Annotated in this window: 21 protein-coding genes and 5 pseudogenes; 11 read left to right on the top strand and 15 right to left on the bottom strand. The window is 67.5% G+C overall.

Annotation, left to right across the window (positions count from 1 at the left end; all coding sequences use genetic code 11):
- Positions 1-91: 91 nt before the first annotated feature.
- Positions 92-634 carry a flavoprotein gene (locus tag ACF1G2_RS34270; RefSeq protein ID WP_391802070.1) on the bottom strand — a complete coding sequence of 181 codons (543 nt, stop codon included), beginning with the start codon at positions 632-634 and terminating at the stop codon, positions 92-94.
- Between the two features lie 118 nt (positions 635-752).
- Between ACF1G2_RS34270 and ACF1G2_RS34265 the strand changes: the two are divergent.
- The 3 pseudogenes from ACF1G2_RS34265 to ACF1G2_RS34255 form a co-directional block, all read left to right on the top strand.
- Positions 753-1,803: pseudogene (locus ACF1G2_RS34265) on the top strand (helix-turn-helix domain-containing protein).
- Positions 1,804-1,950: 147 nt separating this feature from the next.
- A pseudogene (locus ACF1G2_RS34260) lies at positions 1,951-2,360 on the top strand (transposase); the annotation flags it as partial.
- A 68-nt stretch (positions 2,361-2,428) separates the two neighbouring features.
- Positions 2,429-2,617 (top strand): annotated as a pseudogene (locus ACF1G2_RS34255) (IS30 family transposase); the annotation flags it as partial.
- Between the two features lie 214 nt (positions 2,618-2,831).
- Here the strand turns inward: ACF1G2_RS34255 and ACF1G2_RS34250 are convergent.
- The 5 genes from ACF1G2_RS34250 to ACF1G2_RS34230 form a co-directional block, all read right to left on the bottom strand.
- Positions 2,832-3,767: a polysaccharide deacetylase family protein gene (locus ACF1G2_RS34250; protein WP_391802069.1), complete on the bottom strand. Its 936-nt coding sequence runs from the start codon at positions 3,765-3,767 to the stop codon at positions 2,832-2,834.
- Positions 3,757-4,470 (bottom strand): fumarylacetoacetate hydrolase family protein, encoded by a 714-nt coding sequence (locus ACF1G2_RS34245; RefSeq protein WP_391802068.1) that lies wholly within the window; start codon positions 4,468-4,470, stop codon positions 3,757-3,759. Before ACF1G2_RS34245 ends, ACF1G2_RS34250 begins: the two co-directional genes overlap by 11 nt.
- The gene (locus ACF1G2_RS34240) at positions 4,467-5,648 is read right to left on the bottom strand and encodes an MFS transporter (protein WP_391802067.1); all 1,182 of its coding nucleotides are present in this window, start codon (positions 5,646-5,648) and stop codon (positions 4,467-4,469) included. The genes ACF1G2_RS34245 and ACF1G2_RS34240 overlap by 4 nt, the downstream gene beginning before the upstream one ends.
- Before the next feature lie 114 nt (positions 5,649-5,762).
- The gene (locus ACF1G2_RS34235) at positions 5,763-7,112 is read right to left on the bottom strand and encodes an amidohydrolase family protein (protein ID WP_391802066.1); all 1,350 of its coding nucleotides are present in this window, start codon (positions 7,110-7,112) and stop codon (positions 5,763-5,765) included.
- Positions 7,102-7,875 carry a sulfite exporter TauE/SafE family protein gene (locus tag ACF1G2_RS34230; protein ID WP_391802065.1) on the bottom strand — a complete coding sequence of 258 codons (774 nt, stop codon included), beginning with the start codon at positions 7,873-7,875 and terminating at the stop codon, positions 7,102-7,104. The genes ACF1G2_RS34235 and ACF1G2_RS34230 overlap by 11 nt, the downstream gene beginning before the upstream one ends.
- A gap of 98 nt (positions 7,876-7,973) precedes the next feature.
- On the opposite strand from ACF1G2_RS34230, the gene ACF1G2_RS34225 reads away from it, so the two are divergent.
- A complete protein-coding gene (locus ACF1G2_RS34225) occupies positions 7,974-8,654 on the top strand; it encodes a GntR family transcriptional regulator (protein ID WP_391802064.1) in 681 nt (226 codons plus the stop codon).
- A gap of 1,291 nt (positions 8,655-9,945) precedes the next feature.
- Here ACF1G2_RS34225 and ACF1G2_RS34220 read toward each other — a convergent pair.
- Together ACF1G2_RS34220 and ACF1G2_RS34215 are read right to left on the bottom strand one after the other, a co-directional pair.
- Positions 9,946-10,375 (bottom strand): annotated as a pseudogene (locus ACF1G2_RS34220) (transposase family protein); the annotation flags it as partial.
- On the bottom strand, positions 10,360-10,575 hold the full coding sequence (locus tag ACF1G2_RS34215; RefSeq protein ID WP_391802063.1) for a LysR family transcriptional regulator: 216 nt from the start codon (positions 10,573-10,575) through the stop codon (positions 10,360-10,362). The pseudogene ACF1G2_RS34220 and the gene ACF1G2_RS34215, both read right to left, overlap by 16 nt.
- Positions 10,576-10,832: 257 nt before the next feature.
- Between ACF1G2_RS34215 and ACF1G2_RS34210 the strand changes: the two genes are divergently transcribed.
- The 3 genes from ACF1G2_RS34210 (at position 10,833) to ACF1G2_RS34200 (ending at position 13,705) form a co-directional block, all read left to right on the top strand.
- Complete coding sequence (locus tag ACF1G2_RS34210) at positions 10,833-11,411, top strand: TetR/AcrR family transcriptional regulator (RefSeq protein ID WP_391802062.1); 579 nt, start codon at positions 10,833-10,835, stop codon at positions 11,409-11,411.
- A 112-nt stretch (positions 11,412-11,523) separates the two neighbouring features.
- A complete protein-coding gene (locus ACF1G2_RS34205; RefSeq protein ID WP_391802061.1) occupies positions 11,524-12,720 on the top strand; it encodes a Cmx/CmrA family chloramphenicol efflux MFS transporter in 1,197 nt (398 codons plus the stop codon).
- A gap of 109 nt (positions 12,721-12,829) precedes the next feature.
- The gene (locus tag ACF1G2_RS34200; RefSeq protein ID WP_391802060.1) at positions 12,830-13,705 is read left to right on the top strand and encodes an NAD(P)-dependent oxidoreductase; all 876 of its coding nucleotides are present in this window, start codon (positions 12,830-12,832) and stop codon (positions 13,703-13,705) included.
- Between the two features lie 496 nt (positions 13,706-14,201).
- Here the strand turns inward: ACF1G2_RS34200 and ACF1G2_RS34195 are convergent, their stop codons facing one another.
- On the bottom strand, positions 14,202-14,834 hold the full coding sequence (locus ACF1G2_RS34195) for a hypothetical protein (RefSeq protein ID WP_391802093.1): 633 nt from the start codon (positions 14,832-14,834) through the stop codon (positions 14,202-14,204).
- Between the two features lie 151 nt (positions 14,835-14,985).
- Here ACF1G2_RS34195 and ACF1G2_RS34190 point away from each other — a divergent pair, with 151 nt between their 5' ends.
- On the top strand, positions 14,986-15,492 hold the full coding sequence (locus tag ACF1G2_RS34190) for a hypothetical protein (protein ID WP_391802059.1): 507 nt from the start codon (positions 14,986-14,988) through the stop codon (positions 15,490-15,492).
- 69 nt (positions 15,493-15,561) lie between these two features.
- Here ACF1G2_RS34190 and ACF1G2_RS34185 read toward each other — a convergent pair.
- Positions 15,562-15,795 (bottom strand): annotated as a pseudogene (locus ACF1G2_RS34185) (DNA polymerase III); the annotation flags it as partial.
- Positions 15,796-15,833: 38 nt separating this feature from the next.
- Between ACF1G2_RS34185 and ACF1G2_RS34180 the strand changes: the two are divergent.
- Positions 15,834-16,481, top strand: coding sequence for an ABC transporter ATP-binding protein (locus tag ACF1G2_RS34180; RefSeq protein ID WP_391802058.1), 648 nt, complete (start codon positions 15,834-15,836; stop codon positions 16,479-16,481).
- Between the two features lie 645 nt (positions 16,482-17,126).
- Here the strand turns inward: ACF1G2_RS34180 and ACF1G2_RS34175 are convergent.
- Positions 17,127-17,282: a hypothetical protein gene (locus ACF1G2_RS34175; protein WP_391802057.1), complete on the bottom strand. Its 156-nt coding sequence runs from the start codon at positions 17,280-17,282 to the stop codon at positions 17,127-17,129.
- 309 nt (positions 17,283-17,591) lie between these two features.
- Positions 17,592-18,038, bottom strand: coding sequence for a hypothetical protein (locus tag ACF1G2_RS34170; RefSeq protein ID WP_391802056.1), 447 nt, complete (start codon positions 18,036-18,038; stop codon positions 17,592-17,594).
- A gap of 1,248 nt (positions 18,039-19,286) precedes the next feature.
- Here ACF1G2_RS34170 and ACF1G2_RS34165 point away from each other — a divergent pair.
- A complete protein-coding gene (locus ACF1G2_RS34165) occupies positions 19,287-19,778 on the top strand; it encodes a lamin tail domain-containing protein (RefSeq protein ID WP_391802055.1) in 492 nt (163 codons plus the stop codon).
- 287 nt (positions 19,779-20,065) lie between these two features.
- A complete protein-coding gene (locus ACF1G2_RS34160) occupies positions 20,066-20,746 on the top strand; it encodes an HNH endonuclease family protein (RefSeq protein ID WP_391802054.1) in 681 nt (226 codons plus the stop codon).
- 163 nt (positions 20,747-20,909) lie between these two features.
- Here ACF1G2_RS34160 and ACF1G2_RS34155 read toward each other — a convergent pair whose 3' ends face one another.
- From ACF1G2_RS34155 to ACF1G2_RS34145, 3 genes are all read right to left on the bottom strand, one after another.
- Entirely contained in the window at positions 20,910-21,911 is a 1,002-nt protein-coding gene (locus tag ACF1G2_RS34155; protein ID WP_391802053.1) for a hypothetical protein, read from the bottom strand.
- A complete protein-coding gene (locus ACF1G2_RS34150; RefSeq protein ID WP_391802052.1) occupies positions 21,908-22,147 on the bottom strand; it encodes a hypothetical protein in 240 nt (79 codons plus the stop codon). Before ACF1G2_RS34150 ends, ACF1G2_RS34155 begins: the two co-directional genes overlap by 4 nt.
- 278 nt (positions 22,148-22,425) lie before the next feature.
- The gene (locus ACF1G2_RS34145) at positions 22,426-23,010 is read right to left on the bottom strand and encodes a hypothetical protein (RefSeq protein WP_391802051.1); all 585 of its coding nucleotides are present in this window, start codon (positions 23,008-23,010) and stop codon (positions 22,426-22,428) included.
- Positions 23,011-23,587: the final 577 nt, after the last annotated feature.

Raw genomic sequence — 23,587 nt, 5'->3', positions numbered from 1 at the left:
CGACGACTGCGAATTGTAGACGTGTCGTCGCGGAGCATCGCGAACAGCACGTCGGCCCGGGTGGGAGGGGGCGGTGTTGTCGTGTCTGGGGTCAGCCGACATGAGGCAGGTCGCGTACCGCGTCGAGGGCCGTCCGCCACGGGTATGCAGCCTTGTCTCCCTGGCCGGGCTGGTTCGGCACGAACCCGCCCTCGCCGTACAGCACCGTTACCCTTGCTTCCCGTAGCGTCTCGACCGACCGCTCGAACTGCGGGTGGACCGAATAAGCTGTGTTGACGCATGGCAGGACCGCGATCGGGATCTGCTTGCCGATGGCCTCCGCGACGACGCCGACGACGAACTTGTCCGTGATCCCCAGCGCCCACTGGTTGACGGTGTTGAAGGTGGCCGGCGCGACGAGGATCGCGTCCGCCTTCGGCCAGACATCGGGCTCGCCCGGCATTTTGTAGTCCCAGCGCACGGGGTGTCCGGTGAGCGCGGCGAGGCCGTCGAGGGACCTGTCGAGCCAGCGGGCCGCGGTGGGGGTGAGGCCGAGGCAGACGTCCCAGCCGTCGGCCTGCGCGTCCTCGACGACGCGGGCGATGTCGAACACCGGCGGGGCCGCCGAGCTGAACAGGTACAGGGTCCGAGTCATGCGCCTATCCGATCACATCCAACCGCGCCCGCTCCGGGTGGAGTCGTGTGCGGAAGAGGCACACCCGCGCGCGGACGCGGGTACCGTTTTGGATGATGAGTCAGGAACGGAGACCCGTATGCCCTCCACCGACGACGACCACACCGGAACGCGTATCAAGGAGCAGCGGCGCCTCGCCCGTCTGAGCCAGCGTGAGTTGGCTGACCGGCTGCCGTACTCGTACAGCTGGCTGACGCAGGTGGAGTGCGGCGCCCGCCCGGCGTCCGCCGACTTCACCGCTGCTGTCGCGCGCGTGCTCCGGATCGATGTCACCGTCCTGACGGGACAGCCCTACATGTGCTGTGCGGGCAGGTTCGCGCCACTCACCTTCACGCCGCCGCGTCCGCGCTCCCCGACGTCATCACGGAGCTGACCACACTCGCGTGGCGCAACCCGGCCACCGCCCTGTGGCAGGCCCTCGCCTCGACGTACCGCACCGCGCACGACATTTCGGTCAAGCTCGGCTACTACGACCTGTCTGCCGTCGCCCTCGCCGCATGGACTGGGCAGCCCAGCGCGCATCCGACCCGTGCCTCGCCGCCGTCCGCCAGTACATGCGCGCCCTGGTGTACTTCCGTGAGGGCGAGTACTCCATCGGCCGCCGGCTCATCGGCTCCGGACACGGCACGCGGCAGGCCGGGGAGTCACGCGAGTCGCTGGCGGTCGCCGGGCAGCTGCACCTCGGCGCGTCGGTCATCGCCGCCCGCGCGGGCGACAAGGCCGCGGTCGACACCCACATTGCCGAGGCGACCGGCTACGCGGCCCGGGTGGGAGATGCGTCGGATGTGCACTGGCTGAGCTTCGGCCCGACGAACGTCGCCATGCACCGCATGTCCGCCGCCGTGGAGATGCGACGGTTCGACGATGCCCTGAAGCAAGCCAAGGCGATCAAACCCCCGGCAGCCATGGCAACCTCGCGCCGGGCCCACTTCCTCACCGACCGGGCCCGCTCCGAGATGGAGCTCGGCAAGGCGGACGCCGCGCTGAAGAGTCTCGTCGCGGCCCGCCGTGCCGCGCCCGAGCAGACGCGGTACCACCCGGGTGCCCGCGAGACGATCCGCGGCCTGGTCCACCTGTCCCGCCGGACCACGGAGACGCTCGGCAGCATGGCCAACTGGATCGGCATGTAGATCCGGAACTCTCCCCGAACTGAGAGAGTTCTCGCCCCCACGGCTCGTCACGATGGACGTAGTACCTGATCAGCGACGAGCCGAGGGGGTCCCACGATGAGAATGAGGGTGTACCGGGTGACCCCGGGAACCGGCGAGACGCAGCCGGTCGGCTCCCTGCACCGCCGACACCAGGCCGAGGAGTTCAAGAAGTTTCTGATCAAACTCGACCAGGAGATACCGGCGGGCCTGGACGTCCACCTGGTGCTGGACAACTACGCCACCCATAAGACACCGGCCATCAAGACCTGGCTGCTGACTCACCCCGCTTCCACCCGCACTTCACGCCCACCGGCTCGTCCTGGCTCAACCTGGTCGAGCGGTGGTTCGCCAAGCTGACCAACAAGCAGATACGGCGAGGCGTCCACAAGAGCGTCCAGGCCCTGGAGAAGGACATCCGTACCTGGATCACCGCGTGGAACACCGACCCCAAGCCCTACGTCTGGACCAAGACCGAGGACGAGATCCTCGAACGCCTCGCCAACTATCTGAACAGAATTCCTGACTCAGAAGACTAGGGCGGCCAGCCATCACGCGCTTAGCGTCATCACCGGCATCGACGGGCGGCCCCCCTCTCTGCTCCCCCAACCCCGGCGGACCCTGGCAGTGCAGGTCGAACAAGAACTCCAACAGCCTGCTGCGACAGCACTTCCCCAAGGCACTGACCTCACCCTGCGACGCCGTCGCTGCCGAACTCAGCGGCCGCCCACGCAAGACGCTCGGCTGGGGAACCCCAGCCGAGCGAGCATACAGACTGCTCCTTGCACCTCAATGATCACGTGGGGGACGACCACTGGGATCCGCCGAGCGGGACGCGGGCTCGACACGTCGACGGCACCACGCTGCTCGTCCTCGGACGCCTGCTAGTACCGCACGTCTATTGGACAGGCGACGATGCGCACCACGTGGCTCAAGGCCTCGAAACGTGATTCGGCTCCTGAGCGCCTGCGGCCGCTCGCCGTGCGGCCGGGCTACTCGCGCGGTCGGACTCAGCCGCCGGCTGCAACATCCATACACGTGTCCTCGGTTCGGACCGTGGTTTGCTCGGTGTACCAGTCGTGGATCTGTTCGCCTGTGCAGAAGGTCGCTTCGTCGTGGCCGACGATGTGCTCCAGGGCCAAATCCAGGTACTTCAGCCGGTGTGGCGCGCCCATGATATAGGGGTGGACGACCAGGGCCATGACGCGCGCGGAGTCGTCAGCACGCGCGTCGGCGAGGAGTTGGTCGAATTGGTCCGTCGCGCGGCGCCGGTACTCATCGGCCGCGTGGTGCTGGATGAGCATCATCGCCACGTCGTTGCACTCCTGGGTGTAGGGCACGTTGACAAGCGGGGCGGTCCGGGTGCGCAGCCGGGTCGGCTGGTCATCCAGCACCCAATCGCAGACGTACTCGTATCCCTCCTCGACCAAGAGGTCGGGAGTCTCCCAAGTCTCGGTGAGGCCGGGGCCGAGCCAGCCTCGGGGCGACTTCCCGGTGGCCGCGACGATCGCCTCACGCGTGCGCCGGATGTCGGACCGCTCGTCGGGTACCTTTTGCATGTTCTTCTGCGTGAAGCCGTGGCCTACAAATTCCCAGTGGCGGTGGACGGCGGCCTCGATGATCTGCGGATAGCTCGTGATTGCCGCGCCGTTCACGGCCAACGCCGCGGGGATGCTGTGCCGGTCGATCACCCGCAGCATGCGCCAGAATCCGACGCGGTTGCCATACTCGTGCCAGGCCCAGTTCGGTACGTCCGGTGAGGGCACCCCGCCGGCCGGCGGGGTGAGCACAGTGCGCGGCATCGGCTCGGTGTCCGACCACTCCTCGACGTTGACGATCAGCCAGACGGCGACGCGCGCACCGCCAGGGAGGCGCAGGGGTGGGCGTCCCTCGATGGGGTCGTAGTCGATGCGTTCAGTGGGCTTCATGCCGGAGTTAATGGTCATCGTGAGAGTTCCCGTTCTCGGTGATGGTGACGGACAGAGGGGCAAGGCCGTCGACTTCGGCGCGGACGACATCTCCCGGGACGAGGGCGCCGACGCCGGCGGGAGTGCCGGTGTAGATGAGGTCGCCCGGCCGGAGTCGGTAGTCGGTGGACAGGTGGGCGATGATTTCGGCGACGTTCCAGATCATCAGCGCTAGTGGTGTTCTCTGGTGCACCTCGCCGTTGACCGCTAGCCGCAGCTCGGCCCCAGCCAGGTCGCCGGTTTGCGTACGGGGTGTGATGGGCCCGCAGGGGGCGGAGGCGTCGAATGACTTCCCGGCTTCCCAGGAGATCTGCCGCTCGCGGCAGTCACGCTGACGGTCGCGGCGAGTTAGGTCGATGCCAGCGGCGTAGCCGAACACCAGTTCCATCGATTGTTCGGTCGTCACATTCACGCCCTCGGCCCCGATCGCGACGACCAGCTCGCCCTCGAACTGGAAGTCGGCAGTGCGGGTCGGGTACGGCACCAGGGCGCCGTCTCCGGCGACCGCGTCGGTCGGCTTCTGAAAGAAGAAGGGGTCGTCGCGTTCGTTGCCCTCGCGCATCTCCTGGATGTGGTCGACGTAGTTGCGGCCGACGCAGTAGACACGGCGTACGGGGAACCGCCCGGCAGTCCCGGCGACGGGTACTGACACTACAGCCGGCGGAGTGAATAGAAATGTCATGAGGTTTCCGATCTGGGGGTAGCGCTGAACGAGGCTGGGCGCAGCAGTAGGGCCAGCAGCGCGCCCGCGAGAGAGAAGCCCGCGACCTGCACGAGTCCGGCGTCGACCCAACCGAGCCCGGTCACCAGGTGGCTGAAGACGTAACCCGAGACGCCGGCGGCGACGTACACGCAGGTGATGAACATGCCCGAGCCTTGGCCGGCGATGGCGGGGTCTACGGACCTCACCAGCAGACCGGCGACGGCGACGTATACGCCGCCGCTGGCAAACAGCCCGAACAGGAACGAGAAGGTGACGTGCCACGCCGGGTTGGGCGGGCCAAGGAACAGTGCTGCCGCCGCAGCGGCCGTCAGCACATTCATGGAACCGAGGCAGAAGCGCGGGTCGAGCCGGTCGATGAGCCAACCGCCGAGTGGCGAGGCGAATGCTGCCAGGCCGGACAGCCCGACGGCGAGACCGGCCTGGCCAGGGGTGAAGCCGAGCTCGTCCCTCAGATACGTTGCGTAGAGGCCGATGTAGGCAAAGTCCGCCAGCCCGAACAACACGGTGATGCCAGCGAGTACCATCGGGTTCCAGCTCAGCAGCGAGCGCGACCCGCCGACACTCTGCGTTTGATTTTGCTGTTCGCTCGCCTCGGTGAACCGGCGGGACACGACGACCGCCACCATGACCGTCACGAGCAGCCCTGCAAGGCCGAAGACGAGCATCGGCGAGCGCCAGGTGCCGTGGCGCTCCAGGAGTTCCGCTGCCACCACAGGGCCGATGACCGCCCCGGTGGCGAACGCCACGTTCACCGCGCCGATCGCCAGCCCGCGGTTGCGTGGAAAGGCTCCCGCCGCCACTGTCAGGATCGCAGCAAGCTGAAGCGCCTCACCAACACCGGAGAGGACCCGCCAGGCCAGCATGTCGACGAAGCCCACGCTGACGACGGTCAGCAGCGTGGCGACGGAGAAGATCACGGTGCCGACGACGATGAGGAGCTTGCGGCTCAGTCGGGCGAGTGCGATCCCGGCGGGAATACCGGTGAGCCCCATGCCTAGGGCGAAAATGGTCGACTGCAGGCCGGACTGGTCGAGGCTGAAGCCGTACTCGGCCCGGACTTCGGGCAACAGGACCGGAAAAACCATCCGGTCCATCGCATTCACCGAGTACGCCAACAGAAGCAGCCCGAACATCATGACGGCGGGGGCGCCCGTAACGCGTCCCGGTCTAGTCGAAGTTGTGTCAGTGGTCATGACTTCACCGCCTGGTTCGTTGGTGCGAGGGGAATGCGGTGGAGGCCGGATGGGGTCTCATTTCCAGTCGCCCGCCGCGCGGGCCCGCTCGACGAGCGCGTCACGGCGGTCACCGGCACTGGAGGCCGCGGCCCGGGCCGAGCCCTGGGTGAGCCGGCCGTTGTCAAGCAGTACGCGGCCGTCGACGACGACGGTGACGATGTCGGTGGCCCGGCCCTGCCTGACCAGTGCCTCGGCCAGATCACCCGACGGCTGGAGACCGGAAGCCCGGGCGTCGAGCAACAGCAGGTCGGCTCGTTTGCCTGGGGTGATCGAACCAGTCACGTGGTCGAGGCCCAGGTCGCGGGCGCCGTCGAGGGTCGCCAACTGCAGCAGCCGACGCGGGGTGACCACGGACGAGCCGATGCGGGCGGCCTCGACGGCCTCTACTGCGCGCAGGGTCGTGAATACGTCCGGCGAGGTCGGCATGGCCAGGGTGTCCGTCGACAGTGAGAGCGGGACACCGGCCTCGAGCATCTCGCTGACCAGCGGAAATCCCATAGTGCGGAGCTCGGTCATCGGGCTGAGCGACACACGCGTACCGGTCTCGGCCAGCGCGGCGACATCGGCCTCGGAAGCGTGGACGGCATGCACGATCTGCACGTCGGGGCCGAGCAGGCCCTCGTCGGCCAGGCGGGTGAGCCCGCAGGAACGACACCCCTCCTCGCGCAGACAGCGGTCGCAATGCATGGTGATCGGCAGCCCCAGCTCCCGTGCCGTCTCCCATTCGCGCTGGCAGACTTCTGCTGGGGTGCGATAGGGGCCGCGCAGCGCCACACCGAAGTCGAGCAGGCCGTCGAGCCGCTCGTCGGGCCAGCGTGCCGAAAGCCGCCGGAGGTCGTCGAGGTCCATCAGCTCCTCGGCGGGGGTGGAATCGCGCGGGCCGTAGGAGAACCGACCGCGGACACCCGCGTCGAGTTGGGCCCGGATGTTGACGTCGGCGTCCTCAGGGGAACGGACATTGTGGTCCCAGTTGTGCACGGTAGAGATGCCGGCAGCCACCGCTTCGGCGAGCGCGAACCGAGCGGCCCAGTAGAAATCCTCAAGCTCGTGGTGCGGGCCGAGGGCCCGTTTGACCGTAAAGTAGTCGCAGCCGGGTGCGTCGCCGACTGATCCGCGCAGCAGGCTGTTCCACAGATGCCAGTGCGTGTCGACGAATCCCGGCATCGCTATGAGACCGCTTCCGTCGATCACTCGGGTGCCCGGTGCGATGTTCATGGGCGCATCGGTGTCGACGGAGGTGATCACACCGTCGGTAACGGTCACCGTTGCGCGTTCCAGGTCACCCAACTGCGGATCCATGGTGACCGCGGACACCCCGACGAGAACAAGGTCTTCGCGTACGGGCAGATCGGTTTCAGGCAACATGCCTGCTCACCTCCAGTGCTATAGCTACGCCCGCACCCCAGGAAGCGACGGTCCGGCGCAGCGCCGCGGGCGAGATGCGCCGCGCGGCCAGTACGCCCAGCCGACCGCCGACCAACCCGGTTACTGCCAGGAGCCCGGCCGGACCCCAAGCCACGGAGGTGAGAGCGATGAATGCGATTGCCGACACTGACCCGACGACCAGCGACAGGACACCCTTGAGGGCGTTCAGCCGATGAGTTGTCTCGGTCAGAAATACGCCGAGGAGCGCCAGCATGACGATGCCGAGCCCGGCGACGAAGAAGCCCCCGTAGAAGGCCATGACAAACTGTGCGGGCAGAAGTCCGACCGGGCTCGAGTCACCGCCGCGTCGTGCCGCCCATGCGGCGGCCTGGGGCTGCACCGCGAGCAGTGCGGCGGACGCGAGCACCAGCCACGGTACGACGGCGCGGAACATCTCGGCGCTCACCGCCAGTAGGGTCAGCGCCCCGGTGACCGCACCCGGCACACTGACCGCCGCGAGCCGGACGAGCCGCCGGCCTTGGCCGGCCAGCTCGGCCCGATAGCCAAGCGTGCCACCGATGTAGCCCGGCAGCGCCGCGACCGAGTTCGTGACGTTCGCCGTGACCGGTGGGACACCCATGACCACGAGCATCGGGAACGAGATCATCGACCCCCCGCCGGCCACCGCGTTCACTGCGCCGGCCATCAGTCCGGCCACAGCCAACAGCCCAAGCTGCCACAGACTCAGTTCTCCCACATCCACCACCTCCCTCCGTAAATGAAGTATGCATTGCATGCAATGCATGTCAAGGCTTCGGGTGGGTCGCAAATATGCACTGCATGCCTTGTATGCTTCAAACTGTGAACTCCACCGGATCGCTTCCCAGTGCCGCGACGAGCAGCGCTCACGCGGTATATCTGACCTTGCGTCGGCGCTTCACGGAAGGGGAGCTGGCGCCGGGCGAGCGCCTCACTGAGGCCGCGCTGGCGCAGGAACTGGGTGTCAGTCGAACCCCGGTGCGTGAGGCGCTGGGTCGCCTTCTGGTCGACGGACTGGTCGTGCCGGCGGTCCGCGGCGTCGTCGTGGCGACGCTCAGCAAGATTGAGATCGAACAGATCTACGAATTGCGAGCCGCGCTGGAAGGACTTGCGGCGGCACAGACCGCCCGCCTGCAGGCCACCGGGCAGATTGCACCCGCACAGGTGCACGCCATAGAGCAGGCCGCGGAAGAGGTCGAACGGGCGGTCGCCGAGGCCGACGCAAAGCAGTCTGCCCGGGCCAATCTGGCCTTTCACCGCGCGTTCGGAGAAGCCCACGGCAACACGTTCTTGACCGACTCCCTGCACCGGGTGTGGGACCGCATCGCGGTCTCCACGGTCTCGAACCTCGCCGACGGAGAGTGGGCGCGGGTCGTTCTCACCCAGCACCAGGAGATCTGCCGAGCCATTGTCGCCGGCGACGAGGGCGCCGCTCGTCGCGCCGCCGAAGAGCACATCCGCTCGGCGATGCGCGTCTACCGTGCCACCGACAGCGGGCGCTGACCCCCCTGTTCGTAGACAGGTTCGCCCTCGCCGCCTCGCGTATTCGGAGTGTTGAGCAGACCATAGCCATCACCGCGCCCCTCCTACGGCATCGCAAAGGTGGCAGCTCGGCACCGCCTGCGCCCGTATCTCCGACATGAAGCGAGGATGGACGGCCAAGGACCGCTGCCTCCCATCAGCACGGCCTTCGCGGGCGCCCAGCGGCGAGGTGGACGGGCCGGTCCGAGCGGCAGGGGCAGAAGCGGACCGTGGGTGTCGACGCCGAGGTGACGCCTGCCGTCTGCAGTCTCCTTGCCCTCGCGCGCGGGTCCACTGGCCGTCGGCAAGCCCGGCAGCCCCGGGTTCGGCGTGCTGCGCGGACATCCGCTTCAGCGTGCGGACGCTGATTCGCTCCAGACCCAGCTGCTTCGCTTCGCGGGCGTCGAGGTCATTCAGCTCGGCGACCTTCGCCAACCGCCGCTCCGTCAACGTGGGCCGCGGCTCGTCCGGCCGGGCCCAGAACTGGCTCCCGCTCCGGTAGCCGGTCTCGCCCTCAAGCAGGTGCCTCGCGGATCCGGGCTCGGGCGAGATTGTGCTCGGTGAGGTCCTCTGCCCGGCGTACTTGGTCGCCCTGCTTCATCAACCCCTCCTCGGCAGGTAGATCCACGCCTTGTCTCCCAGCGGCAGGGCCAAGTCCACGGTCAGCCGCCGCGACGAGAGCAGGTGGAGCACGTAGGTCCGCGCGAGTGCCGGCCACGACGTGCCTTCCACGAGCTTGCTCAGCGGTCGCGGCTCATGAGGACCAGTTCCAACCGGTCCCGTGGGCCAGCACCAGCTAGTCCGGGGTGTGCCGCGCGGCGCCGTGGCGGGTAGCGAACGTCAGGGTGAAAGGCTGCGACAGCAGCTCGTTCACGCCGCCCACAAATTCGAGTGCCAAGAGTAGACGCCGCTCGGCCAAGCTCTCGAAACCATGCAGCCGACCCGTTGTCGACATGAACGCCAGACCGGGGTGGTGTCGTTGCCCAGCCCGCCAGGTGAACGTGCGCGGGGCGCGAAGCCGACCACCTGAAGGTATCGCGATCCCGAGCAGGACAAGCGATCTCTCCGTGGGCCGACACAAGACCGAAACCCAGGCGTGGGACTTGGTGCACCCCAAGCTCACCCTCCGCTTCTCCTGGCTCGACCACGATGGCCAACTGCCCGTGTTCGAGAGCACGTTGATCCGGCGGAAGGTTGAGCACCTATCGAAGGATCGAGATGCCCCGCCGGTGGCATCGGGCACCGTCACGATGTCGGCAAGACCGCCAAACGCCCCGACCACCGGCCGGGCCGAGGCCCCTACCAGGCGGGTTTCAGCGTCTCCGATGACCTGCACGTTGGCCGAGAAGCGGTAATTGCGCGAGGACGCGCCGACCTTGCGATCGCGGACGGGACGAGGGTGCCGTCGACGATTCACAGCCGCTCGGCTGCCTCGCCAGAGGCGCGGGCCGAGTCCTTGAATCACCCGGCACGGTCGTGGGTGAGACGCCGAACAGCGGGGCGAGCTGCCGCATGGTCAGGTTCGTGCGGTACTACGCGGCCACCAGCAGCTCCCGCTTGGCCAGCGACAGGCGCCATGGAGGGCCCCAGCCACAGCCCTCGCCACGTTCCCGGACCGCCTTCAGTTGCCGACCGACCCGATTGATCCGCAGCCCCGTGACCGTCTCCACCCACGCCCGCGTGGTCCTCAACACCCCACCCATACAACCGAGATGCCCTGATCACGGCCCTCTGCAACACCCTTCGGATCGGCGCGCAACCGCTGGCCGAGTGAGGTGCGGGCGATCCGGCGGCTGGTGCGGGTGAGCAGCGCGGCGCCGACTCGGCGTTCGAGGCGCTGCACCAGCTGGCTCACTCGGGCCCGGGAGAGCCGCATCTTCTCGGCGGTGCGACCAAAGGGCAACTCTTCGGCTAGCAGGACAGCGTCTCCAACGATGCTTGCCGGCCCGGTGGCACCCCCAGGTCATCCGTTCGGGGACCTGCCCGACTGCGTGCGCGAGTCCGGCCGGGGCCATAGTCGACCATAGCCGCTCGGGCCGTCGAGTGAGTAGACGGGCGAGGCGGGCGCCTGGTTGGCGAACGTCTTCAGTAGGCAGTATTCGGGCGGTTCTTCTCGGGCTCTATTTTAATGACCGTTCCATAACTGCTACGCTCCCGGGCATGTCCCGCCCAAGAGGTTTCGACCTTGATCAAACGCTCGATGTGGCCCTTGCCGTCTTCTGGAAACAGGGCTACACCGCCACCTCGGCCCAGAACCTCGTTGACGGCACCGGGCTGGGACGTGGCAGCCTATACAACACCTTCCACAGCAAGCACGGCTTGTTCGAAGCCGCGCTGCGCCGCTACGACACGGTGTGGACCTCGCGTCAAGTGGAAGTCCTGGAGGGGGAGGGGTCGGTCCGGGACCGCATCCGGACAGTCCTGATGACCGTGGTGGACGAGGAGTCGACCCCCTCGCCCGAACGCCGGGGCTGCCTGGCCGTGAACTCCGCAATGGAGCTGGCAGGGCACGACGAAGAAGTCACCGCCCTCGTGCGGCACATCTTCGCGCGCATGGAGGAGGCGCTGTGTGCGGCCATCCAGCGGGCACAGCTTGACGGGGAGATCGACAAAACTCAAGATGCCCGACAATTGGCGCAGTACCTGCTCAGCTCAATGTACGGCTTGCGCGTCTTGGGTAAAGTGGCCGACCGCCAGACACTGACGGGCATCGTCGACCAGGTCGTGCGAACCTTCTGAGCGCCGCGCTGGAGCCACATCAGCAACAGACCGTAGACGACCGACGGTACTGTCGGCTGTTCTTTTTGACAAAATTCTGTAACGAGCATTCAAATATAAGGCAGGAGTGGCGATGCCTGTCGCCGTGTACGTCCTCGGTCTGACCGTGTTCTGCATCGGGACGACCGAATTCATGATCTCCGGGCTGCTACCGGACCTGGCCCGTGACCTGTCAGTGTCCATTCCTGCTGTGGGCCTGCTGATCTCTGGCTACGCACTAGGTGTGGTCATCGGCGGCCCAATACTGACGGTCGCCACCCTGCGCATTAACCGAAAGACCTCCCTGATTGGCCTCATGTTGCTGTTCGTCCTGGGGCAGACCATGGGGGCTCTGGCTCCGGGCTACGCAGTGTTGATGACGGGCCGAGTGATCGCAGCCCTGGCGCAGGGGGCCTTCTTCGGTATCGGCTCGGTGGTGGCCGTCGAGTTGGCCGGACCGCAGCGGCGCGGGCAGGCCCTGGCCATCATGTTCGCCGGCCTGACCCTGGCCAACGTCTTCGGTGTGCCTGCGGGCACCTTCCTCAGCCAGCACGCGGGATGGCGGGCGAGCTTCTGGGTGGTGGACGCCCTGGCCATCGTGGCGTTGCTCGGCATCACCTTTTTTGTGCCGCGCCGGTCGGACGGACCGCACGGGAGCATTCGCGCGGAGTTCGCCGCATTCTGCAACCCGCGGGTCTGGGTGGCACTGGCCACCTCTATGCTGACCCAGGCGGCCATATTCTGCTGCTTCAGCTACCTCTCGCCTCTATTCACCGACGTCAGCGGCTTTCCTGAAGGAGCTGTGCCGCTGCTGCTGATCGTCTTCGGCGCCGGTTGCTTCGTCGGGAGCATCCTGGGCGGAAAATTTGCCGACCGCTACCTTCTGCCCAATCTATACGTCGGCATCGGCGCCATGGCACTCGTGCTGGTCCTGCTGACACTCGCTGCACACAACCGGATTTCCACAGTGGTGACCATCGCGGTCTTCGGGGTGGCGGCATTCTCCATCAACCCCGCCCTGCAGGCGCAAGTGATGCGCGAAGCCGGTGATGCCCCGACGCTGGCCACCACCACCAACACGTCGGCCTTCAATGTCGGCAACACTATCGGCCCGTGGATCGGCGGCAGCGTCATCAGCGCCGGCTTGGGGTACACCGCTCCTGCTTGGGCGGGCGCGCTGCTGGCCGTGGCGGGGCTGGGGGCGGCAACCGTATCCGGTGTATTGCACCACCGTGCGGCGCCTGATGGAGAACGTGAAACGAACAGTGCGCCTGTGCCCACGCACGCCTAGTGCGGGTGACACCGGGACTTTCAACCGTGCCGGATCCGTCACTTCTCCAGCGGACGGACCGACGCGCTTCACAACCTTTCTACCTATCGAACCGCAAGGAGTGGATGAAGTGACCACCACACAGCCGGTCATCGCGGTGCTGGGCACCGGCATCATCGGAGCGCCCATAGCCCGCAACCTCAGCAACAACAGCTTTACGGTCCGGGCGTGGAACCGTACCGTCAGCAAGGCCGAGGCACTGAGCGCCGACGGCGTCCACGCCGCCGCCTCCCCTGCCGAGGCCGTCAGGGGCGCCGATGTGGTGCTGACCGCTCTCAACGACGGCCCCCGGGTGCTGGAAGCCCTCGAAGCTGCCGCGCCGGGCCTGGCCGAAGGCACCATCTGGGTCCAAGTCAGCACCGTCGGTGAGGCCGTCGACGAGCTTGCCTCATATGCCGCCAGGACCGGGTTGACTTTTGTCGATGCCCCGGTGCAGGGCACCCGTCAGCCGGCCGAGTTGGGCAAGCTTGTGGTCATGGCCGCCGGCCCGCAGCAAGTGCGCCCCACCGTGCAGCCGATTTTCGATGCTATCGGCTCACGTACCTTGTGGGTCGGCGAGGACGGAACCACCGGCGCGGCGAGCCGCCTCAAGCTCGTACTCAACACCTGGGTGGTGGCGCTGACCCACGGCGTGGGCGAGGCCCTAGCGTTGGCTGAGCAGCTGGGGGTGGACCCGCAGCACTTCGTCGACGTCGTCACCGGAGGCCCGATGGACAACGGCTTTTTCCAGGGCAAGTCCGCCGCCATCCTTTCCGACGACTACACCACAAGCTTCTCCGTTGACAACGCCGAGAAAGACGCCAGGCTGGTGCTCGAGGCAGCACAGCGCGCCGGCGTCCGCTTGGACACTGTCGAAGCCGGCCACCATCGCTTTCAGCGCGCCTCGGCCCAGGGTCACGGCGACAAGGACATGGCGGCCGGCTACTTTGCCAGCTTCCGCGCTTGACGTTTGTACTGGGTTGACATGGCACGACTGATTTGGATTGCTGAAAGCCCGTTCCTTACGGACGAAGGCGTCCAGGACACGGCCGCCCGCTCCTGCTGCTTCCCCTCTTCACCGACCCGAACGTGTCGGACACGGCATCAGCAAGGCTTATCGCTGCCCTGACCGCAGTCGGCACGCCGGGAGACACAGCCTCTCTCACGGCGGAGCACCTGCTGGCGCACTGGTCTGGGACGAGGAGACCGGCTGGCACACGGCGGACAGCCGCCGGCACCCCGCACCCCGCTCCTCGACGGCCACATCCACCCGATCCCACAGCGCTCCTCGACGCCCTCACCAACTGACGGCATAAAGCCCACCAGCAGCCTCCAACCACCCCCAGAGCCCCCGGAAGCCCTGCGCGGGGATAGCCCTGTCGGCGTACCTGCCGAACTGCCCAGCCAGGTACACGCCGACGTGCCCACCGCGCTGCCGGCGACAGTGACCGTCGAGCTGTTGTCTATCCGTTCGGTGGCGCGGCCGGAACGGTCAGGCCGAAGAGCGGAGCGAGGGCGGCGGTGACGCAGTCGGCCTGGTGGGGCAGGTGTCTGGGGGCCCAGTCGGCCGCCAGCGTGAGGAAGTCGGCCAGGTCACGTTCGGCGTCGGCGAGGAGGCGGCTGAGTCTGGTCACGGGCAGTTCGATCAGCGGGCTGTCGCGCTGGCAGGCGTCGACGGTGAGCCGAACAGTGTCGCCGGTCCGTTCGGCGAGCGGTGACATGGGATCGTGGCCGAACCAGAGCTGGCCGCCGTCGTTGATCAGCCGGTGCCAGTCCCGCCGGTCTTCCAGCCCGTCGCAGCACCCGGGCAGGAAGACGACGCCTGTTGACGTGTCCGTCACCCGCAGGCCGCCGGCTGCGAAGAGCGGATCGAGGGTCAGCAGTCCATGGAGGAAGGAGCCGAGCGGGTCCGCCGGCCGCGGCGGGTGGTCTCCGTCCGGTTCGGTGGCGTTGCAGCGGATGATGCCCATCGCTGCTGTCGCGACCTCGGTGGGTGAGAGCTTGCCGTTGAGAGGCTGGAAACTGAAGGGCTCGACCTCGGCGACAGGCCAGAGGTCGAACGCATCGGGGGCGACTATCTCCACAACGGGCTGCATCACGATCACCCCGTGAAGTGTCCAGCATTCTGCACTCGGATCGCATGCCTGTTTCCGGAGCACCCAACCCCGTCGAGCTGAGCGCGTCCGGCTGAAGCGGGGCCTCCGTCCCGAGCCTGGAGGAGGTGATCGGTGCAGTTAGCCTGACGGCGTGTCCATCTCCTGGCGGTCCAGCGCCGCAGCGTTCGAGCAGATACTGGGTCGGCATGGTGTCGCCGCTGGTGCCTGCACCATGGAGGCGGCGTGGACTGCCTTTGAGGAGTTCGTGCAGGTACCAGTCGAGGGGATCGAGGGGCCTGAGGACGACGGGGACGGCTTCATCGTTGAGTGGGGTGTTTGGGACTGGACCGGGAATCGGCCTGCGGTCTCTCTGGGGCGACTGCTGGCTGTCAGCGAGGACGGCGACCGGAATGATCCGTACTGGCAGGCCCAGCTCTGGAAGGTGGAGTTCCAGGCGTGCTTCGCCGAGAACCCCGCCTGGGCGGACCTGCACATTAGCGGTGGCGGAGACAGCGGCTTCGATCACGCTGCCATCGGCGAGCCCAGAGCGGAGGCACTCGCTGACACGCGCCGTTTCATCGATCAGGACCCCCTCCTCAGCATGATGTGGCGGTCTGCTCCGATCGACATCGAAGTCACGCTCGACCAGGCAGGCTAGGCCCTGTCCGGTGGACAGGAACGCAGGCGCTTACCCCGGTTGCCGGCGAAGTCCGTCGCGGACGCGCGCGAGGCGCCGCGGCGAAGGCCCGTGGATGTGAACAGGCCCCGGGTCACAGCCGGGATTCACCAAGGTACTGAACTCCCCGGTCGAGGCCCCGTCTGGACCGAAGGTCAGCACCGCGACCGACAGGATCCGGTCACGCCGGGCTGTCAGACCGGAGGTCTCGACGTCGACCAACGCCCAGTCGTAGGCGTAGTCGGACAGCTGTGACACGTCGAGCGCGGGGCTACGGGAAGGCATGACGGTAAGGATGATCCGGACGCGAGCACCGGTTCACGGTGCCGCATGGGCTGTCCATCCTCCTCGGTCCTAACGGCGCGGGGAAGTCCACCCTCTTGAAGCTCGCTGCCGGCGTGCTCACCCCCAAGCCAGGGAAGGTGACACTGGACAGGACGCCGTCGAGCGCGGTGGAATACCGCCGAAGCGTCGCGTGGATGCCGCAGCACGTCACGCCGATGCCACGGCTGACCGCTCGCGAGTACACAGCCTACGCAGGCTGGCTGAAGGGCATGTCCACCAACCATGCTTACGAAGCGACGAAGATGGCGCTGAGTCGCGTGGATCTCACTGATCAAGCCGACACCCGGACTCACCACCTTTCCGGAGGACAACTCCGACGGCTCGGCGTGGCCGCCGCGCTCGTCCATGACGCCCGAATTCTTCTCCTCGACGAACCCACCGCCGGAATGGACCCCCACCAGCGGCGCATTTTCCGTGACCTCGCTCGCGATCTCTCAAGGCACGTGCACGTGCTCATCTCCACGCACGACATCGTCGACCTCGCCGAGGAGGCAGACCACGTCGCTGTCCTCGTCTCGGGGAGCATCGTCCACAGCGGCACCACTGCGGAATTTCTCGCGCTCAGTCCACCAGACGTGGCCCAAGGCCGCCGGGCAGAAGCCGCCTACAGCGTGCTCATGGCCTGAGCGGGCATGCCGCGATGCTCGCCGACGTCGCGCGCTGCCACCTTGCGGAGAGCCTGTTGTCCCCTCCCATCGGCCTTGCACGACCACGAGAATCGGATGCGCAGGTGCCGGGGGAGAGCGAAGGGCGCAGCTCCATGTGATGCAAGCTCACACCCAGGAAATGTGCTGAACAGTATCGGTAGGCCGTGGTCCACGCCTGGTCCGCAGACGGTGATTCAAAGCGGCACAGGAGTGGTTCAGGGTGAGAGAGGCTCCACGGCGAAGGGGCGCCCCTGATTCGGGACGCCCCCTTCTGGCCTGCACAAACTCTGACCTGCAAGCGGTGGGTGTGGGAATTGAACCCACGGTGACTCGCACCACGACGGTTTTCGGGACCGGCCGGAAACCATGTGAGCGGCCTGCGGGTTCTGGCGGCCGGGCCGAAAAGGACAGGACGCCGCGCTCGGGACGGCTTCACACTGGCGGACGTGCCCATGGACCGGCCGACCTGCCGATCGTCGACGTGGATGTCCCCGCTACCTGGCCCCGTCCGCTCGCCGACATTGCCGGCCGGCTCGCCGACGACGCCCGCCGCGTGGGTCACGCCCCGGAGTACTACCAGCACCTCATCGGCGCCAGGGCGTTCCGCGGGATCGACGGCAGGATTTACTCGGCTGTGGCAGGCTCTGGCGCGGTCGGTGCCTGTGCGTGGAGCGTGGCCGCGAGTCCGGCCAGCTCCTCGGGGAGCTTGGCGGACTCGCTCCGGCCGAGACCCGCCATCTCGACGACGGTGACGCCGTCCTTCCCCCGTACGGCCCGCACCCGGACTCATCCGCGTCGACGCGCTTGTACACCGCCCGCTGCCCGCCGACACGACCTGGCCCAGGCGGTCGCTTTCCTGGCCCGCGCACAGATGCCCGCGCGAGTCAGAGCATGGGCCGTCCAACTTCGGTGGGCCGCGGTCAAGACCACAGCAGGTTGGGGAAGAGCGCAGCCGAGACTCGCCGTGTGCTCGACGATTTGCTTCCCAGGCCGCCGAACTCAGGGATGATCGGCGTCCCCGCGTGAATGTGCTCGAACGTCACAGGCCCCCTGAATTGCCAGGGGGCCTGTGACGTGTGTGACCGAAGGTCAGGGGGTCACTTTACCACTCCACCAACCGCAGTCCCCGCGAACTCCGTTGTTGTAGTAGCAGACTCGGAACTCAAGGCCATGGCCCTCGTAGTAGTTCTTGTTGCACGTGGCCCACGAAGGCGCGCCATTGCTGTTGATGCAGACGCCCGTACGGTAGATCGTGGTCGAGTCGTTGTAGTCGACGTAGTCATGCCACTCGACGGCCACGGACTTACCGTCAGCCGTTTGGTCGAAGACCCACCAGTAGTCACCTGCTGACTCGTAACAGGCTTCGCCGCCGAACCCACCCATGCCCTTGCATACTTCGCCGGTCGGGGGAGAGCTTGACGTCTTCACCGCGTGGTCGACTTCCCAAGCCACGGCCATAGCAGGCGAACTCGAGAAGCCGATGGACACAACAAGAACGGTGAATAGGGTCAGGGCCCAGGTGCGTATCTTCTTCATCTTTCTCCAAGCGAAAGCCAAGGATGAAGCAGTGGACGTCACAATCACCCCGTACTGTGCTGCCCGAGGGCTAGTCGGAGTGAGTCACCCGGTGTTCGGAAGCTCCGGGTGATATGTGTGACATGAGGTGCAGGACGCCGGTAACCGCGTGGGCTGCCTCGTCGTGCGTTGATTTTGGCAGACTCGACTCGTCCCCGGATGGTGAGACGATGGCGGTAATACGCCACCCGGAGGCGTTTCCTCACGGATAAGCTGTATCCCCGTCGGAAGAATTTTGAGGCGCGACGGAACCGCCGCCACCGTTCCGGCCGGAGCAGTCACCTGGCCCTGTTGGTGCCGAGTCGCCCTGCTGCAGCGAGCGTCATGAAAGTACTGCAGCCCTCGTGTCGGCCGAGGCTGTACTCGGTGCCAGAATGCCTGCTGGCTTCGTTCCCACCAGCCCAAGATTCCCCTGCACCTCCTTCAGCCAGGCCCGCACCCAGCTGCGACCAATCCCGACAAGCAGTCCGCCACCGCTCAGAAGCTCCCCCCGGCTGCCGAGCCAGAACACATGGAAGCGCTGGCGGGACCGCCCGGACTCGTCCTTGTCCCCGCTCCCGTGCTGCCCAAGGAGTACGGACCTGTCACGACCTCCAGCACGACGCGGGAGCGACCCCGACTGACGGCGCTTACCGGAGGGCTGACCTTGCCAGTGCCCGATCTGAGTCCGGAAACCGCCGCGGCCCCCTGGTCGTCCACGGTTCCATCGACTTGCGGGGCGAGCCGTGGTGGTGGTGGGGCTCAGTGCCCTGCGCCCGGCTGTCCTGACCGACATGGCCCGCCACAGCAGCACCCCCGCAGTTGTCCCGGAGCGGTGGCAGACCACGCAACGGGCGCGAGACCGGCCTGCCCGGCCGCGCCTCCAGCGTCGCCCTCTCCCTGCCCGTCCACGAGCACCCACGCCTCGTCGACGCCGCCACCACCCTCAGCACGCGAGCCACCGGACTCCTCCCGGTGCACCTGCTTGCCGATGCCACACTGCAGTCCGAAAGAAACGAGTGGTCGCAGGCAGAGCCGCCACTCCGGCGCGCTCTGCCCTAGAGCTGTGCGCTCCTGGGCCCGGCGGGCGCCGGGCCCAGGAGCGCGTCATCAGCAATCGATCTTCTTCAGCAACCGGAACATAGCCATGTGATCGAAACCCCCAACACAGAGACGCCGCATCTGTAGGCTCTGGTCCCTCATCACCACTCTTGAGGGGGGACCTCACTCTTGCGTAGCTATGCCGTCATTCTCGTTGTACTCGCCACCTGCGCCGTCGGCGCGCTGTCTGCCGCTCCGGCGCATGCCGCCGAGTACTCCTCCGCGCTGAAGGTCCGCGGGGTCCAGTACGACGCACCCGGTAGGGACTCCAACAGCTGCACCTCCGGGAACACGCGCGACGAGTACCTGACGATCACGAACTTCTCGCGCACGGCGACCGTCAACCTGCGCGGCTACGTGGTCAAGGACGCCGCTGGCAACCGGTTCACGTTCACCGCGAACCACTACCTGCAGCCCGGCGACTACGTGAAGCTCCGCGGCGGCAACGGCACCGACTCCGACGGCGGCAACGTCGTCTACCGCGACAACTGCAACTTCATCTGGAACAACGACCGCGACACCATCTACCTCGTCAAACCTGGTGGCGCAGCGGCAGACACGCACTCCTACACCAAGACTGCCAACGACCGCGACGGCAACGGCTTCATCACCTTCCACTGACACACCACCACATGGATGCCGCCCAGGCGTGGCCCGGGCGGCATCGTTGTCCGCTCCTGACAGCCCACGCCGTCCCCGGCATGGACACGGAGCGCAGTTCGAGTATTAGCCCGGCAGCCGCGGGGGATGGCACGACGGCAGTGGCAAAGGCGGAAGGCGCATGGCATCGCGTCTGCCAGACGGCGCGACGCGGCGGACCGTTTCCCCGGTGAACTCCTTCGCCCGCCTGGCTGAGCCCTGCGCGAAACCGTTGGTCAACGCCTGGTGTTGGCCGGTATCCAGCGTTCGTGATCAAGAACATGGCTCGCGGCCTCGCCGCGCTTTCCCTCGCCCTGACCCCGCTCGCCGTCCCTCTCGCAGCGCAGGCCGCGCCCGATGCGCCGACGCGTGCGGAGGTCCTTGCCCTCGCCGACGCCCTGGAGCTTGTCCAGATCGCCGATGAGTCCCGCGCCGGCTACCAGCGGGATTCCTTCAAGCACTGGAACAGCGGCCTGGACAAGGCCGATGGCTGCAACACCCGCGCCGAGGTCCTCTTGGACGAAGCGACCGAGGCACCGACCGTCGCGGCGGGCTGCAAGCTGTCGGGGGGCGAGTGGGTGTCGTACTACGACGGCCAGGAGGTCGCCGATCCGGCGAAGCTCGACATCGACCACATGGTCCCGCTCGCCGAGGCTTGGGACTCCGGCGCCTCCGCGTGGACACCGGCGCGGCGTGAGGCGTACGCGAACGACCAGCACGCGGCCACGAGCCTCGTAGCAGTCACCGCACGCTCGAACCGCGCGAAGGCCGACCGGGACCCAGCAGAGTGGATGCCACCGCTCCCGGACGCGCACTGCCGCTACGTCGGCGAGTGGACCGCCACCAAGCTCCGCTGGGGCCTTGCCGCAGATCAGGCCGAAGCCGACGCGCTGAAGGTCTACGCCGAGGCCTGTGAGACCACGGTCGTCCACTACACGCCCGCCCCGTAGCTGAGCCTTTGGGCCGTGCCCCTCAGGCGGGTCGGCTCGTTGGTCGTGGTGAAGCGACGCACGCTTCCTTCAACGGGTCTGCCATCGATAACTGGCAGAGCCGTTCCGGCCCCGTCAGCCCACCATCTCTGACGGGGCCGACACCCCCTTCTGCTTGGCCCGGTCAGCTGGCGTGTCGGTAGGCGCTGGCGGGTCCGGCGAGGCGGCGGCCGTACTTGGCGTTGATCCGGTCGACCACTGGTTCCAGGCGGAGCCGCATCTCGCGGGCCTGGTCGAGGGAGAGCTGGGTGCCGGGTCCTTCGTCGGCTGGGCGGAGGTCTTCGGCGATCAGTGTCAGGCGCCGGATCCGTGCGCGCTGGAAGGCCATCGCGTCCAGGAGCCGCAGGGTGCCGACGCGGAGGTCTTCGGTGTGGGCGGAGGGCTGCGGGAGGCGTTTGGTGCGTTGGGCGGTTGCGCCGCCGGCGAGCCTGACGGCAAGGGTGAGGCCGCGGGCGATCTGGGCGCGGCTGCGGATCCGGTCGCCGAGTTCCACGGCCAGATCGAGGAGCGCGGCGCGGACGAGGACGGGGTCGAGCATGCCGTGGTCGAATCCGAACGATGTGCTGGTCGACTCCGGCATCCGTGCGACGGCTACGGCGCGGGGGTCGATGCCGCGGGCCCGGTTGCGCAGGATGCGGCCGGCCTTGCCGCCCAGGATCCTGCAGACGACGGTCTCGTCCATTGCGGCGAGCGCGGCAACCGTGTGCAGGCCGTAGGCCCGGAGCTGACTGGCCTGGGCAGGGCCGATGCCGTGCAGGGCGTCGATGGGGAGCGGGGCGAGGAACGTCTCGACGGCGCGGTGGTCGGGCAGGTGCAGCACTCCGGAGCGGCCCACCCTCGCTGATGCGGTAGCGGCGGTCGCCCAGGTATCGGCGACGCCGATGTGCGTGTCGATACCGGTCTGCAGGAGCGCTCGCACCCGGAACTGCTGCGCGAGCTCGCCAGCGTCCACGCCGAACAGACGCAGCCTCCCCTTGACCTGCGCGAGCCCGGCCGTGGGCGGCAGCGGCTGGACGAGCGGGGTGAACCCCGCAAGGAGGTCCAGGACGAGCCGGTGATCTTCCGAGGAGGTGTCAGGGCGGCACCGGACGTGCCACAGGGTGTGGGACGGCGTCGGCCCGGTCATGCCGCGCTCCGGGTGTGCTCGCGCTCGGCCCGCACGTGAGCCGCCAGCTCCGCCCTCCTCGCCGTCGGCCGCGGTCGTGCCCAGTAGGGGTGGAAGTAGACGGCGGTCGACAGGCGCAGGAGGTGGCGGCGCAGCCGGGTGGTGGCCGTGGTGCCCCGCCGGGCGAGGGCCTCGTACGTCGCGGCCCAGGATCGCTGGGCGGCAACGAGGTCGTCGGGGAACGGGTGGAACCTCATACACCGATTAGAGCACCTGTGCGAATTCTTTCGCACGTCATGTCACACCGGTTCCAGGAGGCGAGATCTCCCCTCGGCCGCGTTGGCACCTGACCGCCCGATCTCCGAGGAAGCGCGCCATGACCGCCCCCGCCCAGCCGGTGAACCTCCCACCGCAGATGTGCCCGCCTCACCTCCTCGGCCGCTGCGCGAAGTGCGCCGTTCTCTGCACCAGTCAAGGCGAGCTGATCTGAACGGCATCCGCCGTAGCAGACGGGGTGGCAGTGGATGGGCGGCGATCACCAGTCGCGGGTGGAGTTCGCGCCTTCGATGAGCGTCGTGCGAGCGGCGGACAGGTCGCGCCCGGTAGCTGTCTGTGCTTCGTCCACCAGGAAATCCAGAGCGTCGAAGAGCTCCTCGCGTTCCACGGTCTCGATGCAGGGCGAGCGTCTGTCCAGCGCGTTGAGGGCGGAGGCGAAGGCGCGCCCGATGTCCTCGATTTTGCCATGCTGCTCGCCGCTCGTGACCTCGGCGAGGAAGGCGTCCCTGGTGGCCTTGTACTGGGCAACGGCCTTGCGGTAGAGGGTGCGGGGGATGTGCTCGCGGCCGTCCCAGTCGCGGAGCGGGTTGGCAGTGTTGGCAGCGACCCATTCCGGCTTGCGCGCTCCGCGGACGTCGAGCTGCACTCCGTGTCGCACGTGGGGACGCCAGGTCTTGCGCATCGCGGTCGCATAGTCCGCCGGAATGCCGTACAGCGATACCTCCTCCACGTCCGGGACATGGTGCGGCAGAAGACAGTCTGATGCGTCCATCCCGAACAGTTCTGTGATCGTGAGCCCTTGCAACCGCGGCAGTCTGTTCAGGGCTGCCGCCGACGTGAGCATTCCGAGGTTCCCCCGCAGCGACAAGCGGGTCAGATCAGGGAAGGCAGCCACGAGGAGGGCGCAGTCGAGCTCGGTGATCCCGCGGACCGTCAGGTGCTCGACGCCCGCCCGTACGTTGCCGCTGGTGCTTTCGGCGTTCAGCTCGTCGGCCGTACACGTCAGCGCATGTGGGGAAGTCCAGTCCTCGCGGTCGCCGCTGTCCCGGTGTCGCTGCCGTGCCAGTTGTTCACCCCCCCCATGCCGGGCTGTAGGCAGATGAGGGTCTGGTCACCAGCGGGGGCAGGGAGCCGACCACCGTGAAGCTCTTCGGAAGGAGCCACCCATGGTTGCAGTGGGCGAGCTTGCCGCCCCAGCTGTGTTGCGTGAGCTGGAGCGGCTGCACGTCGTCGCCCAGGTCGGCCACGGTCGCAGGCTCGGGCCCGGACCAGTTCAGCTCGAGAACCGCAGCACACTTTGCCGCGACGTCGATGCCGGTGACCTGCGAGGCGGTCCAGGCACCGAGCGCCTCGGACTACACCGCGACGACGTCGCCGACGGCAACCGGCCTCGGTGGTTGGTCTCGTCTCATGCCCGGATG

Source organism: Streptomyces sp. NPDC013457 (assembly GCF_043089925.1).
GTDB lineage: Bacteria > Actinomycetota > Actinomycetes > Streptomycetales > Streptomycetaceae > Streptomyces.
Note: the sequence above shows the minus strand (reverse complement) of the source record. Positions and strands in the feature narration are given on the sequence as shown.

What these genes read in the sequence shown, in the direction of transcription:
- ACF1G2_RS34150 (WP_391802052.1), bottom strand. Translation starts at nt 22,147, where the DNA reads ATGAGGTTCCACCCGTTCCCCGACGACCTCGTTGCCGCCCAGCGATCC.
- ACF1G2_RS34235 (WP_391802066.1), bottom strand. Translation starts at nt 7,112, where the DNA reads ATGTTGCCTGAAACCGATCTGCCCGTACGCGAAGACCTTGTTCTCGTC.
- ACF1G2_RS34210 (WP_391802062.1), top strand. Translation starts at nt 10,833, where the DNA reads ATGTCCCGCCCAAGAGGTTTCGACCTTGATCAAACGCTCGATGTGGCC.
- ACF1G2_RS34170 (WP_391802056.1), bottom strand. Translation starts at nt 18,038, where the DNA reads ATGAAGAAGATACGCACCTGGGCCCTGACCCTATTCACCGTTCTTGTT.
- ACF1G2_RS34205 (WP_391802061.1), top strand. Translation starts at nt 11,524, where the DNA reads ATGCCTGTCGCCGTGTACGTCCTCGGTCTGACCGTGTTCTGCATCGGG.
- ACF1G2_RS34195 (WP_391802093.1), bottom strand. Translation starts at nt 14,834, where the DNA reads ATGCAGCCCGTTGTGGAGATAGTCGCCCCCGATGCGTTCGACCTCTGG.
- ACF1G2_RS34270 (WP_391802070.1), bottom strand. Translation starts at nt 634, where the DNA reads ATGACTCGGACCCTGTACCTGTTCAGCTCGGCGGCCCCGCCGGTGTTC.
- ACF1G2_RS34245 (WP_391802068.1), bottom strand. Translation starts at nt 4,470, where the DNA reads ATGACATTTCTATTCACTCCGCCGGCTGTAGTGTCAGTACCCGTCGCC.
- ACF1G2_RS34155 (WP_391802053.1), bottom strand. Translation starts at nt 21,911, where the DNA reads ATGACCGGGCCGACGCCGTCCCACACCCTGTGGCACGTCCGGTGCCGC.
- ACF1G2_RS34250 (WP_391802069.1), bottom strand. Translation starts at nt 3,767, where the DNA reads ATGACCATTAACTCCGGCATGAAGCCCACTGAACGCATCGACTACGAC.
- ACF1G2_RS34240 (WP_391802067.1), bottom strand. Translation starts at nt 5,648, where the DNA reads ATGATGTTCGGGCTGCTTCTGTTGGCGTACTCGGTGAATGCGATGGAC.
- ACF1G2_RS34145 (WP_391802051.1), bottom strand. Translation starts at nt 23,010, where the DNA reads ATGCTCACGTCGGCGGCAGCCCTGAACAGACTGCCGCGGTTGCAAGGG.